We start from the raw sequence: 13,737 nt of genomic DNA on the forward strand, positions 1-13,737 counted from the left end.
TTTCCCACTACATCATGTTTGGTTTTTTTCGCAGCTACTTTTCTAATGACCTGGCCATCGACCTAGGTACCGCTAACACCTTAATTTACATGCGTGAAAGAGGTATTGTGCTTGATGAACCTTCAGTTGTGGCAATTCGTACTGAAGGCGGCCCAAATGGCAAAAAAACCATTTTGGCGGTTGGAAAAGAAGCAAAAGCCATGCTGGGACGGGTTCCTGGAAATATTGAGGCCATTCGCCCAATGAAAGACGGTGTTATTGCCGACTTCACCATTACTGAGCAGATGCTCAAGCAATTTATCAAAATGGTGCATGAAAGTAAGTTGCTCAAGCCAAGCCCACGCATCATTATTTGCGTTCCTTGCGGCTCCACCCAAGTTGAGCGTCGCGCTATTCGCGAATCCGCATTAGGTGCAGGCGCATCACAAGTATTTTTAATCGAAGAGCCCATGGCTGCCGCGATTGGTGCAGGTCTGCCAGTCTCCGAGGCGGCTGGTTCCATGGTCGTTGATATTGGCGGCGGTACAACTGAAGTTGGCGTGATGTCACTAGGTGGCATGGTTTACAAAGGCTCCGTTCGTGTTGGCGGTGATAAGTTTGATGAAGCCATAACCAACTACATTCGTCGTAACTACGGCATGTTGATCGGGGAACAAACCGCTGAGTTGATTAAAAAAACGATTGGCTCTGCTTTCCCTGGGGCTGAAGTACGCGAGATGGAAGTGAAAGGTCGCAACCTTTCTGAAGGTATTCCACGAAGCTTCACTGTTACCAGTAATGAGATTTTGGAAGCCTTAACTGATCCATTGAATCAAATCGTCACTGCTGTAAAAGCAGCTCTCGAACAGATTCCACCCGAGCTCGCATCAGATATCGCTGAGCGAGGCATGATGCTAACTGGTGGTGGCGCACTTTTGCGCGACCTCGATCGCCTATTGCTAGAAGAAACTGGTCTGCCAATTCATGTTGCTGAAGATCCACTCACTTGCGTCGCTCGTGGTTGCGGTATTGCATTAGAGCGCATGGACAAGTTGGGCGGCGTGTTCTCACAAGAGTAATTGACTTAAGCGTCGATTAGGGAATTGCAACATAGCGCTCCACCTCTTTTTAGACAAGGCGTTCCGGCTTTAGTTAAACTGATTGTCTGTCTTTCGATTAGCATCGCATTGATGTTGATCGATTTTCGTTATAAAGCACTTGACCCCATTCGCAATAACGTCAATTGGTTATTGCGCCCACTAGAGTATGTGATGATGATGCCGCGCAATGTATTGGAGGCCACATCAGAATATTTCACTAGTCGCGGAACTTTAGAAAAAGAAAATCAAGAAATGAAAGTGCGACAAGCAGAGCTCTCTTTGCTTGCCAATCAATCAGAGTTTCTGCTGATAGAGAACCAAAATCTACGTCAGCTGATGGATTTGCAAAAGCAGGCTCTATTCGAAACATTACCAGTCGAAATTCTATTTAATCCACCCAATCCAATCTCTCAGCGCATTGTGATTAATCGTGGAAGCAAAGACGGTCTTAAGCTGGGTAATCCCATTGCAAGTGATTCGGGTATCTTAGGTCAAGTAGTGCGTGTCTACGATCACTCTGCAGAAGTATCGCTATTAGAGGATCGTGACTTTGCGGTACCCGTACAAGTTGCACGTAACGGCTTAAGAGCGGCTGTTTTTGGCGTCGGGCGCGGTAACCCGCTTGAGCTGCGCTACCTTCCTGTGGCCAGCGACTTAGAGGTAGGCGATGTGTTGATTACCTCAGGTATTGATGGCGTTTACCCGCCTGGCTTTGCAGTAGCTGTGATTAGTCGCATTGAAAGAAATGCCGATAAAAATTCTTCTAACGTCTTCTGTGTGCCAGTTGCACCGGCAAACCGCTACCGACAGGCTCTAGCATTACTATACGATCCGCAATGGGATGCCAAAGCATCTACCGCAAACAGCAAGCCTGATGCGCCGCTGACCAACACTCCAGGGCGTCGCCAAACCCGTGCGCGAGGCATGCAATGATCGACTTTCAAAGCGGCTATATTCTTCGCCCGGTAAGTGCGGTCTTTATTTATTTCAGCCTATTTTGCGCACTACTGCTCAATCTTTTGCCGATTGGTAATTACGGCTGGGTGCCAGACTGGCTAATTATTTGCATCATATTTTGGAACATCCACCAGCATCGCTATGTTGGCGTAATCATTGCATTTATTCTCGGCTTGTTGATGGATGTGCATAACTCTGACTTGCTGGGCCTTAACGCTTTTAGCTACTCATTGGTGGCTTATCTAGCCATCTCCTGGCATCGACGGATCGTCGCTTTAAATGTTTTCACCCAAGCGATGCATTTACTGCCAATCTTCTTGTTGGTTTCATTATTCCCGGTACTCGCCCATTGGTTCTTAAGTGGTGAAGTCTATTGGTGGGCGCTCACCGGCGCCATTCAAGCGCTGATTGAGGGAATGCTGTGGCCCTTAGCAACACGCATCTTGCTATCGCCTCAACGTCGCCCTATTGATGTTGATCACAATCGTCCGCTTTAAAGCGCTACATGGTTTCTTTTAAAAAACCAGATCTCGACTCGTTCCAAGAGCGCATTCATATTGCGACCTTGTTTGTCACCATCTGTTTCTTAATATTAGTTACGAGATTAGTGTGGCTGCAACTAGTGAGTCATGGCAAATACACTTTGCTGGCAGAAAGCAATAGAATCGCTTTAGTTCCCGCACCAGCCAATCGGGGTCTCTTAATAGACCGCAATGGAATCGTGATTGGCAGAAACTATTCAGCACTGACCTTAGATGTAAATGCTGAAGAAGTTAAAGGCAACGTTGATGAGCTGATCGATGAGCTCTCTCAGATTGTGTTGATTTCCCCCAGAGATCGAAGAAATTTCAAGCGCTCACTTGAAGATTCTCGCAAGATGGGTACCTTTCCCCTTCGATCGATGCTCACCGAAGTAGAAACAGCTCGCTTTATGGTTAATCGCTATCGCTTTCCGGGTGTCGAGATACGCGCCCGAAGCTTTCGAGAGTATCCCTACAATGAGCTCGCCTCGCATCTGATTGGTTATATTGGGCGAGCTTCTAAGCGAGATATCGAGCGCATGCAAATTGAAATTGATAACTCTAAAGCGGGTGATCCTGAGGCGTTACAAACTTCATTCCTGCCGGGTATTCAGTATGTGGGGAAAATTGGTATAGAGCAAAGTTACGAAACGGTATTGCGAGGTAGGCCAGGATATGATGAAGTGGAGATTACTGCAGGCGGCAAACCCGTTCGCACACTTTCTAGCTCACCATCGGTACCAGGGAAAAATGTGGTCCTTTCGGTTGATATCAAACTGCAATACTTAGTTGAGCAACTATATGGAAATTTCCGAGGTGCATTTGTTGCGATTGAGCCCGAGACTGGTGATATCTTGGCATTTGTTTCAAAGCCTAACTTTAATCCCAATGACTTCGTTGAGGGCATCGACTCAGTAACCTGGAAAGAGCTGAATGACTCGCCACAGAAGCCACTCTATAACCGCCCTCTTAAAGGAATCTATCCACCGGGGTCAACCTACAAACCATTTATGGCACTGGCAGCTTTAGAAACTAAAAAGCGCACACCGTCACAAACCATATCCGACCCGGGTTATTTTGATTTTGGTAACCACACCTTCCGTGATGATAAAAAAGGTGGGCACGGCATTGTTGATATGCAAAAATCGATTGTTGAGTCTTGTGACACCTATTACTACCTTTTAGCGCGTGATATGGGTGTCAACATGATGCATGACTTCATGAAACCATTTGGCTTTGGTCAAATTACTGGCATCGACCTACAAGGTGAATCAAAAGGTGTGTTGCCTTCCACCGAGTGGAAGAAAGACACTTTCAAAAAACCAGAGCAACAAAAATGGTATGAAGGCGAAACAATTTCCCTGGGAATTGGTCAGGGCTATAACGCATTTACCATTTTACAGTTAGCCCATGCGATGGCAAACATGGCAAACAACGGTATCGTCATGAAGCCGCACTTAGTAAAAGCGATTGAAGATCCCTTTACAAGAAATCGCACCCTGACTACGCCCAAAGAAAGTTATCGAATCGATCTCGTACCCGAGAATATTGAGGTGATTAAGAAAGCGATGGTCGAGGTAAATAATTCTGGAACGTCTGCCTCTGTTTTTAAGGGTGCAGGCTATCAAGTTGGTGGCAAGACTGGAACGGCGCAAGTATTTAGCTTGAATTCGAAAGAATATAACCACGGATCTACAGCAGAATTTTTACGTGATCATGCTTTATATGTTGCTTTTGCCCCTGCAGAAAAACCGACAATTGTCATTGCGATGGTTGTAGAGAATGCGGGATTTGGTGCGCAGTATGCTGCGCCGATTGCGCGTAAGGCGCTAGATTTTTATCTTGAAGGTAAATGGCCAAAGGAGGTTCCTGAATGGAAAAGAGCGCCATAAATAAAGCAAAGAAAATATTCCTCAGCATTTTCAGCGGACTCGATCGCCAGCTAGGCTATATTCTGCTTGGGTTGGCAGGTATTGGATTTATCACCTTCTTATCTGCAAGTCAAAATACACCCGTTCGTTTTGAGGATGAATTACGCAATTTGGCGCTTTCTTTCACAGTCATGTGGATTGTTTCTCGCATTCCACCAAAGTGGCTAGAGATGGCTGCAGTATGGATTTATGGAATTGGAGTTGCGCTACTGATTGCAGTTGCTATATTTGGATTGATTAAAAAAGGCGCAAGACGTTGGCTCAATATTGGCCTCGTGATTCAACCGTCTGAGCTCATGAAAATTGCTATGCCACTCATGTTGGCATGGTATTTTCAAAAACGGGAAGGCATTCAAAAGTCTTGGGACTACGGAGTAGCAGCCATTATCCTTGGGATCCCCGTTCTGCTCATTGCGCGTCAACCTGACTTGGGTACTGCGCTCTTAGTGTTTGCCGCAGGGATGTATGTGATCATTCTTGCTGGATTGCCATGGAAATGGATCCTACCATTCATAGGTATTGGTGCATTTGGAATCATCCTCATCATTATTTTTGGTAGCGCCATTTGTGCGCATGATGTTGTGTGGCCACTAGTTCATAACTACCAAAAACATCGAGTATGTACTTTGCTCGACCCGAGTAGCGACCCCCTTGGAAAAGGTTTTCATACAATTCAGTCGATGATTGCAATTGGCTCAGGTGGATTTTTTGGTAAAGGTTGGTTTCAGGGTACCCAAGCCCATCTTGAATTTATTCCAGAAAAACATACTGACTTTGTCTTTGCCGTGTTCTCGGAAGAATTTGGCTTATTGGGCAACCTAATTATGCTGGCACTTTTCTTCGCTTTGATTAAACGAGGCCTCGCCATCTCTGCTAGCGCACCTAATCTGTTTACCCGCCTACTAGGCGCATCTGTCACGCTGATTTTCTTTACATACGCTTTTGTCAACATCGGCATGGTAAGCGGATTATTACCCGTAGTTGGGGTTCCACTACCCTTCATCAGCTATGGAGGAACTGCTTTAGTGACCCTGGGGTTTGGTGCCGGTATTTTGATGAGTATTCATCGCCATCGACGTTTGGTACAAAGCTAAGATTTCAGCTTGGGTGTGTGTAAAAAAAATTGCATTCTCCATGAAAACAAAAAAGCCCGGCATGCCGGGCTTTTTCTTCAACAAAGCAAGAATTACTTCTTACGCTTGTTAACTGAATCTTTAAATGCTTTACCAGCAGAAAACTTAACAGTTTTAGCAGCAGCAATTTTGAGTGGCTCACCAGTTTTTGGGTTACGACCCATACGTGCAGCGCGCTTACCAGAAGAAAAGGTACCAAAACCGATCAGTTGTACTGAGTCGCCTTTAGTAACAGCTTTAATGATTTGCTCAATAGCAGAATTCAATGCAAATTCAGCTTTGGCTTTTGAGATCTCAGCATCGTCAGCAATCGCTGCGATTAGTTCTGCTTTGTTCAAGTGAAGCTCCTTATAGATATTAATATCAGCGCACCTTGCGCTTACATGATTTTAACCACAAAAAATTACAAAAATAAAGCCGTGCCACAGCAAATTTCGTTATTACCTATTTTTTACTCTTCTATAACTGTCACATCAGATACAAAATACTCAGTATCGCCAAAACAGCTTGTAGGCAATCCGATATGCTGTTCATATTTGAGGGCAACTTTTTTACCCAAATTAGCGTTAATTTTTTGTGCCACGGCATCTTCATGGACCGTAAAGAGGAATTTTTCTGACATGGTTCCAGGCATTGAAACCATGGCTAGCTCACCTTCCCAGGTTTTACAGACATAGCCTCGGTTGGAAAACTTTTGCACATAGCCAGCACGCTCACCACTCCCGTAGCTCCAATTAAGCATAATCCAGGTATACGCTACTAAGCCAACCAAGCCAATCAATATCAGGCTTAAAACCCATTTTACGAATCTATTCATGTGAATTTCCTTAACAAATCATCTTTGCAGCACTGATTAGGTGCGTTTTTGTGGCTTATCTGGCCCCAATGAACATTGGAGCATATTCATTGCAAAAATAGGGATGAAATGGTGCTCTATACAAATTAAAATCATAGCGTTAACGCTAATTGGTACATTTCATGGAACTACGTCACGTCATTTTTCTAACCTTTATTGTATCGGCTGTCTACGTTTACTTTAGGGGAAAGGTGCGATTTGGCTTAGTTCGCTCTCTAACAGACTACCAAGTACTTTTAGCACCAATTAACAGCCTGCTCTACTTATTTTCAAAAACCAAGGCTGGGGCATTTATTCCAGTTGCGGACTTTCCCGAAATGAAGCCCCTGCAAGATCATTGGCAGATTATCCGTGATGAAGCGCTGGCTTTGAACGCAGATGGCGCCATAGCAGCGGCTACGGGATATAACGATATTGGATTTAACTCTTTTTTTCGGACAGGCTGGAAACGCTTTCACCTCTATTGGTATGGCAAAGAAATGCCGTCGGCGCAACTCCAATGTCCTAAAACTGTTGCCCTCCTCAAATCGATCCCCTCAATCAAGGCGGCGATGTTTGCCTCGCTACCACCCGGGGCAACGCTGGTAAGGCACCGAGACCCTTATGCAGGCTCGCTACGCTATCACATTGGCCTTGTTACCCCAAATGATCCTAAGTGCTTTATTGATGTCGATAATGAGCGCTACTTTTGGAAGGATGGCGAACCCGTTATGTTTGATGAAACCTACATCCACTATGCAGCCAACGAAACAGATCACCAACGAATTGTCTTATTTTGCGATGTAGAGCGGCCGGTTCACACTAAATTGATGCAACTATTCAATCGCTGGTTTGGGCGTTACATCATGAGCGCAGCCTCTTCCCAGAATGTTGAAGGGGAGAAGGTAGGATTTGTAAACGTTCTTTTTAAGTATTTTTACCATCTCAGGGCGCAGGCCAAAAAGCTCAAAGCAAAACATCGCAGCGTGTATTACGTCGGAAAATGGGTTTTAATTTTAGGAATTCTGTACGCACTTTTTTGGTAAGGGCTAGGGGCTTAAGGCTTCAGTAATCTGCTCTGGAGTGATTGAACCCCAGATTTCTACTCGCTTTACACGGCTGCTTTGTCCCGATAAGAGTTGAATTTGTTTTTGCGGAACCCTTAATTGCTTAGAAAGCCAAGACAACAGCATTTCATTTGCCCTGTTTTCGAGGGCGGGAGCCTGCAGAGATATCTTGAGACAGCCATCATGCAGGCCAACCACCTTGGTTAGCTTTGCGCCCGGCTGGCAATGCAGATGCAGAACAATGCCAGTGGGGGTTTGCTTTAACCAAATAGGCATCATTAAAGTACTTTAAACTCAAACCATGATTATGAAGAACTCCAACGCCTTAGACCAGCTATTTGCCAATAATCGCGAATGGGCGGAAGCCATGATCGCCAAGGATGCTAATTTTTTTAAGCGCCTAGTTTCACAGCAGGCGCCAGAATATTTATGGATTGGCTGCTCAGACAGTCGCGTACCTGCAAACGATATTGTGAACCTGCTGCCTGGCGAACTTTTTGTGCATCGTAATGTTGCCAACGTAGTGGTTCATACTGATCTGAATTGCTTATCTGTGATTCAGTTTGCTATCGACCTATTAAAGGTTAAGCATATTTTAGTGGTAGGGCATTACGGTTGCTCAGGCGTACATGCCGCCCTAACCGATAAACGGGTTGGCCTTGCTGACAATTGGTTACGTCATGTGAAGGATGTGCATCAAAAACATGAGCGCTATCTTGGCGAAGTGATCCCATCTCCAAAACGTCAAGATCGCTTATGTGAACTGAATGTGATTGAGCAAGTAGTCAACGTATGTGAGACCACCATTGTTCAAGATGCATGGGCTAGAGGACAAGATCTCACCGTGCATGGATGGACTTACCGTCTCGAGACCGGCTTAGTCAACGATTTAGGTATGTCCACTAGCTCTGCCGAAGAAATGAATGTGCGCTACGCCAAATCTTTATCTCGCTACGACACCGAATAAACTGAGTTTTGTTTAAAAATTTTTCAAACTATTCTGGGGTAGCACTCCTTAGATTTCTGGTATCGCTGCCCTACAAGACTTTAGTCTCTATTGGCTATGGCCTAGGCTATCTGGCAGCCCACATTCCCAATGATCGCAATCGCGTGGTCCAGAAAAACTTGGAACTCTGTTTCCCTGAGCTAAGCGCAACAGAAATTGATCAACTTAGAAAGCAACATTGGCGACTACTGGGCCGCAGCTTACTTGAAAAAAGCATTATTTGGCTAGGCAGTAAAAAACAGCTTGCCGATATGATTGAGGTTCGCTCAGAGGTTGATCTAAATGATAGACAGCCACGCATTTTAGTGAACATGCATTTTATTGGCATTGAGGGCAGCATTATTCTGAGTGCACTTGCCAAGGAAAAAGGTTGGCCTCGTACCTCCGGCTTTTTTCAAAGAATGAAAAGTCCTTTCTTCAATAAGAAGATTATTGAGTGGCGTAATCGCTTCGGTGGAAATTCGATTGATCGCCAAGGGAACTCACTTGAGCTCATTCGAGAGATCCGCAAGGGAAGCTTCATTATCATTGCGCCCGATATTGATTTAGGACTTAAAGACTCCGCCTTCGTTCCCTTCTTTAATATTCAAACCAATACGATTACAGCTGTATCGCGTCTCGCCAAAATCACAGGGGCGCAGGTCTGCATGATGATCACTACTCTCAAAAAGGATGGGGCTGGCTATGTTTGCACTATTAGCAAGCCCCTTGAAAATTTCCCAACCGAAAATCCTGAAGCTGATACTGCGCGGCTCAACACAATTTTTGAAAAAGAAATTAGACTCAGGCCAGCCGAATACTACTGGGTTCATAAGCGCTTCAAAAACAGGCCACCTAATGAGGCGAGTCCCTATTAGCGCTTCTGCTGTAGCCCCTGTGCAGTGTTCATATTGTCAGAACCTAGTCTTTACTGAGGCAATTGCCCGATAATATCGCCATGGAAGAAAAAATACGTGTATCCAAGTTACTCTCTGAGCTAGGTCTTTGCTCCCGACGTGAGGCGGACTCTTATATTGAGCAAGGCTTGGTCACCGTCGATGGTGAAGTAGTCAATGAGCTAGGCTCTCGGGCTTTTCGTCATCAGAAAATTGAGCTCCAGTCTGGCGCCAAAGCACAGCAGGCATCGCGCATTACAGTCATTCTTAATAAGCCAGTCGGCTTCATCTCTCACTATGATGACGAGCAAGAGTATCAACCAGCAGCCTCGCTTATCACTCCCGAGAATTACTTTGCGAGCCCCTTAGACAAGGGTCGTAATCCACGCTTTAATACCCGCGGCTTAGCGCCCGCCGGTCGCCTTGATATTGACTCCACTGGCATGCTGGTCTTAACTCAAGATGGTCGTATCGCAAAACTCCTCATTGGTGAAAATAGCCCCATCGAGAAAGAGTACCTGGTCCGAGTTGAAGGCGCTCTCTCTTTTGAAGATTTAGATCGCCTTAAACATGGCCTGGAATTAGATGGTGTCGTTTTAAAGCCAGCTCAAGTCAGTTGGCAGAACGAAGATCAACTTCGCTTTGTTCTACGCGAGGGCCGTAAGCGTCAAATTCGTCGTATGTGTGAAATGGTTGGCCTCCGGGTTTTAGGTCTCAAGCGCGTGCGTATGGGTAGAATTTCGCTGGGTGCCCTACCACCTGGGAAATGGCGCTTTGTGAGCCCCCAAGAGCAATTCTAAGAAGCTCCGCCCGTCTATAATTCTGTCAATTAGATTAAACGCAGAATTACCATCGATACCACCACCTCCAGCACTCCCGGCGCAGAAGTTTTAAGACGCCGTAGCTTTGCCATTATCTCTCACCCAGATGCAGGCAAGACAACGCTTACTGAAAAACTCTTGCTGTATGCGGGAGCGATTCAGATTGCGGGCAGTGTAAAAGCCCGTAAAGCTAGTCGACATGCGACCTCTGACTGGATGGAAATTGAGAAACAGCGTGGTATTTCTGTAGCCAGCTCAGTAATGCAAATGGAATATCGCGATTGTATTATTAATCTTCTTGATACCCCAGGTCACCAAGACTTCTCCGAAGATACTTATCGCGTATTGACAGCGGTTGATTCTGCATTGATGGTGATTGATGCTGCTAATGGCGTTGAGTCACAGACCTTGCGTTTGCTTGAAGTCTGTCGCGCACGCAACACACCAATTGTGACCTTCATCAACAAGATGGATCGCGAAGTAAAGCCGCCCATGGAGTTGATGGATGAAATTGAAACTGCACTGGGCATTGAAGTAGTTCCTTTTACATGGCCAGTAGGGATGGGTAAATCCTTCGCCGGTGTGATTGATATTGCCAACTCTCAAATGCGCATGTTCAAAGCAGGTGAAGATCGCGTGACTGAAGATTCTCATGCAATTGTTGATATTAATGATCCCGCCCTAAAAGAGCGCCTGGGCACTGATCTTGAAAATGCGCTTGCTGAGGTGGATTTAATTAAAAATGCTATGCCCGCCTTTGACAGAGCAGCCTTTTTAGCAGGTCGTCAGTCACCGGTATTCTTTGGCTCGGCCATTAATAACTTTGGTGTTCGTGAAATTCTCAATACCTTAGTTGAACTTGCACCATCACCGGGATCGCGCAAAGCCTTACAACGTGAAGTTAGTCCAGCAGAGAATAAATTCTCTGCAGTGGTCTTTAAGATTCAAGCAAACATGGATCCAGCCCATCGAGATCGCGTTGCCTTCTTGCGCATTTGCTCAGGGCATTTTCAGCGCGGCATGAAACTGAAGATTTGTCGCAACGGCAAAGAAGTGCGTACTAATAATGCACTATCTTTCTTATCGCAACGACGCGACATCTTGGATGAAGCTTTCCCTGGAGATATTATTGGATTGCCAAACCATGGCTTACTTCGGTTGGGAGACACGCTCACCGAAGGCGAGCAATTGCAATTCACAGGCCTACCATTTTTCGCTCCAGAAATTTTCCGCATGGTTGAATCTGCAGACCCATTGCGCTCCAAGCAGTTGCGCACTGGTCTAATGCAGCTTGGCGAAGAGGGTGCGATTCAAGTATTTCGCCCCATGACTGGCGGCACCATGTTGCTTGGAGCATTTGGACAGCTACAGTTTGAAGTGGTGAGCCATCGACTACAGACGGAATATGGGGCGGAAGTCCGCTTACTACCGGCACGTTATAACTTGGCTCGCTGGGTAAGCTCCGAAGATCCAGTAGCACTCAAAAAATTTATACAAGAGAATATTCACCGTATGGCAGAGGATGTTGTGGGCGCTTCTGTATTTTTAGCTAGCCACAAATCTGAACTGGATGTTGCTCAACAGCGCTGGGAATCCATTCAGTTCCATGCCCTAAGAGAGCATGCAGGCCTGATCTATCAATCAGACCTCGCTGGTTAACGCTAGCGTGGGCTTGATTGCGGCCAATTGCAATCAAATACCGCAAGTAACTGAGTATCATTTTTTCTAAACGATGCAGTCTTGCCATATTGTGCGCAATAAGCATTGGCCTTTGATGTAAGTGAGGCAATAGATTCGCCATCACTATTCAGAAAAGTCACATGATTCGAATCTGATGCATCGGTATAAACAGCGGAGCAAGCACTCAAGCCAATCATACCTAGCAATAAAACATATTTTATATGCGCCATAAAAATCCTCTTATTCAATCAAGGCATTCGCCTGCTCATCGCTCCAGCTTCCTTACTAAACTGGCAGTGAGCTTACTAGCCAATGGGCGATAGATCAAAATACAAATAATCGCAACCGGGTAAGCCACCGCCCAAAGCTCAAGCCATAACCAAAAGAAATTCTGCACAAAACCTACGCGCACCAAAGTGGTGGCTAAGGTAATGCTTAATGACATGAGCCCACCCATAATGGCGGCAAAAATAAGATTAGAAATATTCATCATGAGCTAAGCATGTAGTAAACCACGCCTTTTAAAGATAAAGCCGATAGAGATCTTTCAATCATAGCGCCTAGGTCACTTAACTGTTATTCTGATCTGTGATCACTATTTCGCGCCCTACATAGGGGAGTCTGCTGAGCAAGCTCAGAGGTTCATCATTCCAAGACTCTAGGAAAATATATGGCTGTTGGCCAAAATCAAAGAAATAGAAAAAACGACCCCATGGTGAGCAAAACTGGCAAAGCCAAATTGGGACCACTTACCGTGACTCAACTCAGTAAATTGCTCGAATCGAGCACCAAGCCTAAAGAGAAAGCAAAGATTCAGAGGGCTCTCAATAAGCGCCCTCCGGTTGCGGCACCCATTACAACCGCAGTCGTAGCCTAAGTACTAAGCCCCGAAATTACCGGGGCTTTTTCTTATGTAATATGCTGTCACCATGAAAGCATTCCCTCAAATTCACTCCATTTATATTGCTGCTCGAGCGGGCGAGTTGATGGTGCCGCTTACACGAGCCAAGATTATTGCCGGCGAAGGAATTGCAGGGGATCGCTACGCACTAGGTCTGGGCGCATTCTCTAAGACCAAGCTAAAAATACGTCACATTTCCCTCATTACTCTCTCAGGCATAGAAAGTGCTAATGGCCAATTGCGCGCCAAGCAGCAAACTCCTTTTGGCGAGGGTGATACTCGAAGAAATCTTGTCATTAGCGGTATCTCTGAGGGGGAGTTAAATGGCTTAGTTGGTAAGATTTTCTATTTAGGAGGCATCGCATTCAAGGGCACTGAATTATGCGAACCTTGCCAGCGACCAGCCAACTTACTGAAAAAACCTGACTTCATTCATGCTTTTGAGAATAGGGGCGGCCTCAGAGCAGAAGCGCTAGACTCTGGGACTATTAGCAATGGCGATTCGCTCACATACTTATCAAACCAAGAAAAATGATTGTCTATACCGAGCATGCAAGCATTAGTCCAGAACAGGCGATCGACCTCTATACCCGATCCACTCTCGGTGAGCGTCGCCCAATTGATAGTGTTGAAATCTTTGCAGCGATGCTTGCCAATGCAAATCTCACCATTTCGGCATGGGATGGTGAAAAACTAGTTGGGATCAGTCGTAGTCTGACAGACTTTGCCTATGTGGCGTATTTAGCCGACCTTGCTGTAGATGAACATTACCAGCGACAGGGCATAGGAAGGCGGCTCATTGAAGAAACTAAGCAGCGCTTGAAGCCAAGCTGCATGATTGTGTTGCTTGCAGCTCCGAAAGCAAATACCTACTATGAGCATCTGGGCTTTGAGCACAACCCACGCGCTTGGACCTTAAAAAAATAATTCA

The 13,737-nt window shown here is 45.7% G+C and carries 18 protein-coding genes; 13 read left to right on the forward strand and 5 right to left on the reverse strand.

The features are described from left to right. Positions 1-14 precede the first annotated feature (14 nt). Genes FD967_RS10245 through rodA form a run of 5 tightly spaced genes read left to right on the forward strand, consistent with a single transcriptional unit; the run spans position 15 to position 5,582 of the window. Complete coding sequence (locus tag FD967_RS10245; protein WP_046330974.1) at positions 15-1,058, forward strand: rod shape-determining protein; 1,044 nt, start codon at positions 15-17, stop codon at positions 1,056-1,058. A gap of 24 nt (positions 1,059-1,082) precedes the next feature. Then, the gene (gene mreC, locus FD967_RS10250) at positions 1,083-2,012 is read left to right on the forward strand and encodes a rod shape-determining protein MreC (protein ID WP_215325965.1); all 930 of its coding nucleotides are present in this window, start codon (positions 1,083-1,085) and stop codon (positions 2,010-2,012) included. Next, entirely contained in the window at positions 2,009-2,533 is a 525-nt protein-coding gene (gene mreD, locus FD967_RS10255; RefSeq protein WP_215325966.1) for a rod shape-determining protein MreD, read from the forward strand. Before mreC ends, mreD begins: the two co-directional genes overlap by 4 nt. A gap of 8 nt (positions 2,534-2,541) precedes the next feature. Further along, entirely contained in the window at positions 2,542-4,449 is a 1,908-nt protein-coding gene (gene mrdA, locus FD967_RS10260) for a penicillin-binding protein 2 (RefSeq protein WP_215325967.1), read from the forward strand. Next, positions 4,431-5,582 (forward strand): rod shape-determining protein RodA, encoded by a 1,152-nt coding sequence (rodA, locus tag FD967_RS10265; protein ID WP_215325968.1) that lies wholly within the window; start codon positions 4,431-4,433, stop codon positions 5,580-5,582. Before mrdA ends, rodA begins: the two co-directional genes overlap by 19 nt. 92 nt (positions 5,583-5,674) lie before the next feature. On the opposite strand, the gene FD967_RS10270 is transcribed toward rodA, so the two are convergent. Together FD967_RS10270 and FD967_RS10275 are read right to left on the reverse strand one after the other, a co-directional pair. Continuing rightward, positions 5,675-5,977 (reverse strand): HU family DNA-binding protein, encoded by a 303-nt coding sequence (locus FD967_RS10270; protein ID WP_256442663.1) that lies wholly within the window; start codon positions 5,975-5,977, stop codon positions 5,675-5,677. A gap of 95 nt (positions 5,978-6,072) precedes the next feature. Further along, the gene (locus tag FD967_RS10275) at positions 6,073-6,438 is read right to left on the reverse strand and encodes a hypothetical protein (protein WP_215325969.1); all 366 of its coding nucleotides are present in this window, start codon (positions 6,436-6,438) and stop codon (positions 6,073-6,075) included. A 161-nt stretch (positions 6,439-6,599) separates the two neighbouring features. Between FD967_RS10275 and FD967_RS10280 the strand changes: the two genes are divergently transcribed. Continuing rightward, complete coding sequence (locus tag FD967_RS10280) at positions 6,600-7,502, forward strand: aspartyl/asparaginyl beta-hydroxylase domain-containing protein (protein WP_215325970.1); 903 nt, start codon at positions 6,600-6,602, stop codon at positions 7,500-7,502. Between the two features lie 3 nt (positions 7,503-7,505). Here the strand turns inward: FD967_RS10280 and FD967_RS10285 are convergent, their stop codons facing one another. Then, entirely contained in the window at positions 7,506-7,799 is a 294-nt protein-coding gene (locus FD967_RS10285; RefSeq protein WP_215325971.1) for a DUF167 domain-containing protein, read from the reverse strand. 25 nt (positions 7,800-7,824) lie between these two features. On the opposite strand from FD967_RS10285, the gene can reads away from it, so the two are divergent. From can to FD967_RS10305, 4 genes are all read left to right on the forward strand, one after another. Beyond that, positions 7,825-8,490 (forward strand): carbonate dehydratase, encoded by a 666-nt coding sequence (can, locus tag FD967_RS10290; protein WP_215325972.1) that lies wholly within the window; start codon positions 7,825-7,827, stop codon positions 8,488-8,490. A gap of 8 nt (positions 8,491-8,498) precedes the next feature. Further along, positions 8,499-9,386, forward strand: coding sequence for a lipid A biosynthesis acyltransferase (locus tag FD967_RS10295; RefSeq protein WP_215325973.1), 888 nt, complete (start codon positions 8,499-8,501; stop codon positions 9,384-9,386). Positions 9,387-9,466: 80 nt separating this feature from the next. Further along, on the forward strand, positions 9,467-10,204 hold the full coding sequence (locus FD967_RS10300) for a pseudouridine synthase (protein WP_215325974.1): 738 nt from the start codon (positions 9,467-9,469) through the stop codon (positions 10,202-10,204). Between the two features lie 51 nt (positions 10,205-10,255). After that, positions 10,256-11,884: a peptide chain release factor 3 gene (locus FD967_RS10305; RefSeq protein WP_215327269.1), complete on the forward strand. Its 1,629-nt coding sequence runs from the start codon at positions 10,256-10,258 to the stop codon at positions 11,882-11,884. Positions 11,885-11,886: 2 nt separating this feature from the next. On the opposite strand, the gene FD967_RS10310 is transcribed toward FD967_RS10305, so the two are convergent. Beyond that, the gene (locus FD967_RS10310; protein WP_215325975.1) at positions 11,887-12,135 is read right to left on the reverse strand and encodes a hypothetical protein; all 249 of its coding nucleotides are present in this window, start codon (positions 12,133-12,135) and stop codon (positions 11,887-11,889) included. Between the two features lie 35 nt (positions 12,136-12,170). Next, on the reverse strand, positions 12,171-12,398 hold the full coding sequence (locus tag FD967_RS10315; RefSeq protein ID WP_215325976.1) for a DUF2798 domain-containing protein: 228 nt from the start codon (positions 12,396-12,398) through the stop codon (positions 12,171-12,173). Between the two features lie 177 nt (positions 12,399-12,575). Here FD967_RS10315 and FD967_RS10320 point away from each other — a divergent pair, with 177 nt between their 5' ends. Genes FD967_RS10320 through FD967_RS10330 form a run of 3 tightly spaced genes read left to right on the forward strand, consistent with a single transcriptional unit; the run spans position 12,576 to position 13,733 of the window. Further along, a complete protein-coding gene (locus tag FD967_RS10320; RefSeq protein WP_215325977.1) occupies positions 12,576-12,782 on the forward strand; it encodes a hypothetical protein in 207 nt (68 codons plus the stop codon). A gap of 52 nt (positions 12,783-12,834) precedes the next feature. Then, entirely contained in the window at positions 12,835-13,341 is a 507-nt protein-coding gene (locus FD967_RS10325; RefSeq protein WP_251369040.1) for an MOSC domain-containing protein, read from the forward strand. Continuing rightward, positions 13,338-13,733, forward strand: coding sequence for a GNAT family N-acetyltransferase (locus tag FD967_RS10330; protein ID WP_215325978.1), 396 nt, complete (start codon positions 13,338-13,340; stop codon positions 13,731-13,733). The genes FD967_RS10325 and FD967_RS10330 overlap by 4 nt, the downstream gene beginning before the upstream one ends. The last annotated feature ends 4 nt before the right edge of the window (positions 13,734-13,737 follow it).

The organism is Polynucleobacter sp. JS-Mosq-20-D10, from assembly GCF_018687755.1.
Lineage (GTDB): Bacteria > Pseudomonadota > Gammaproteobacteria > Burkholderiales > Burkholderiaceae > Polynucleobacter.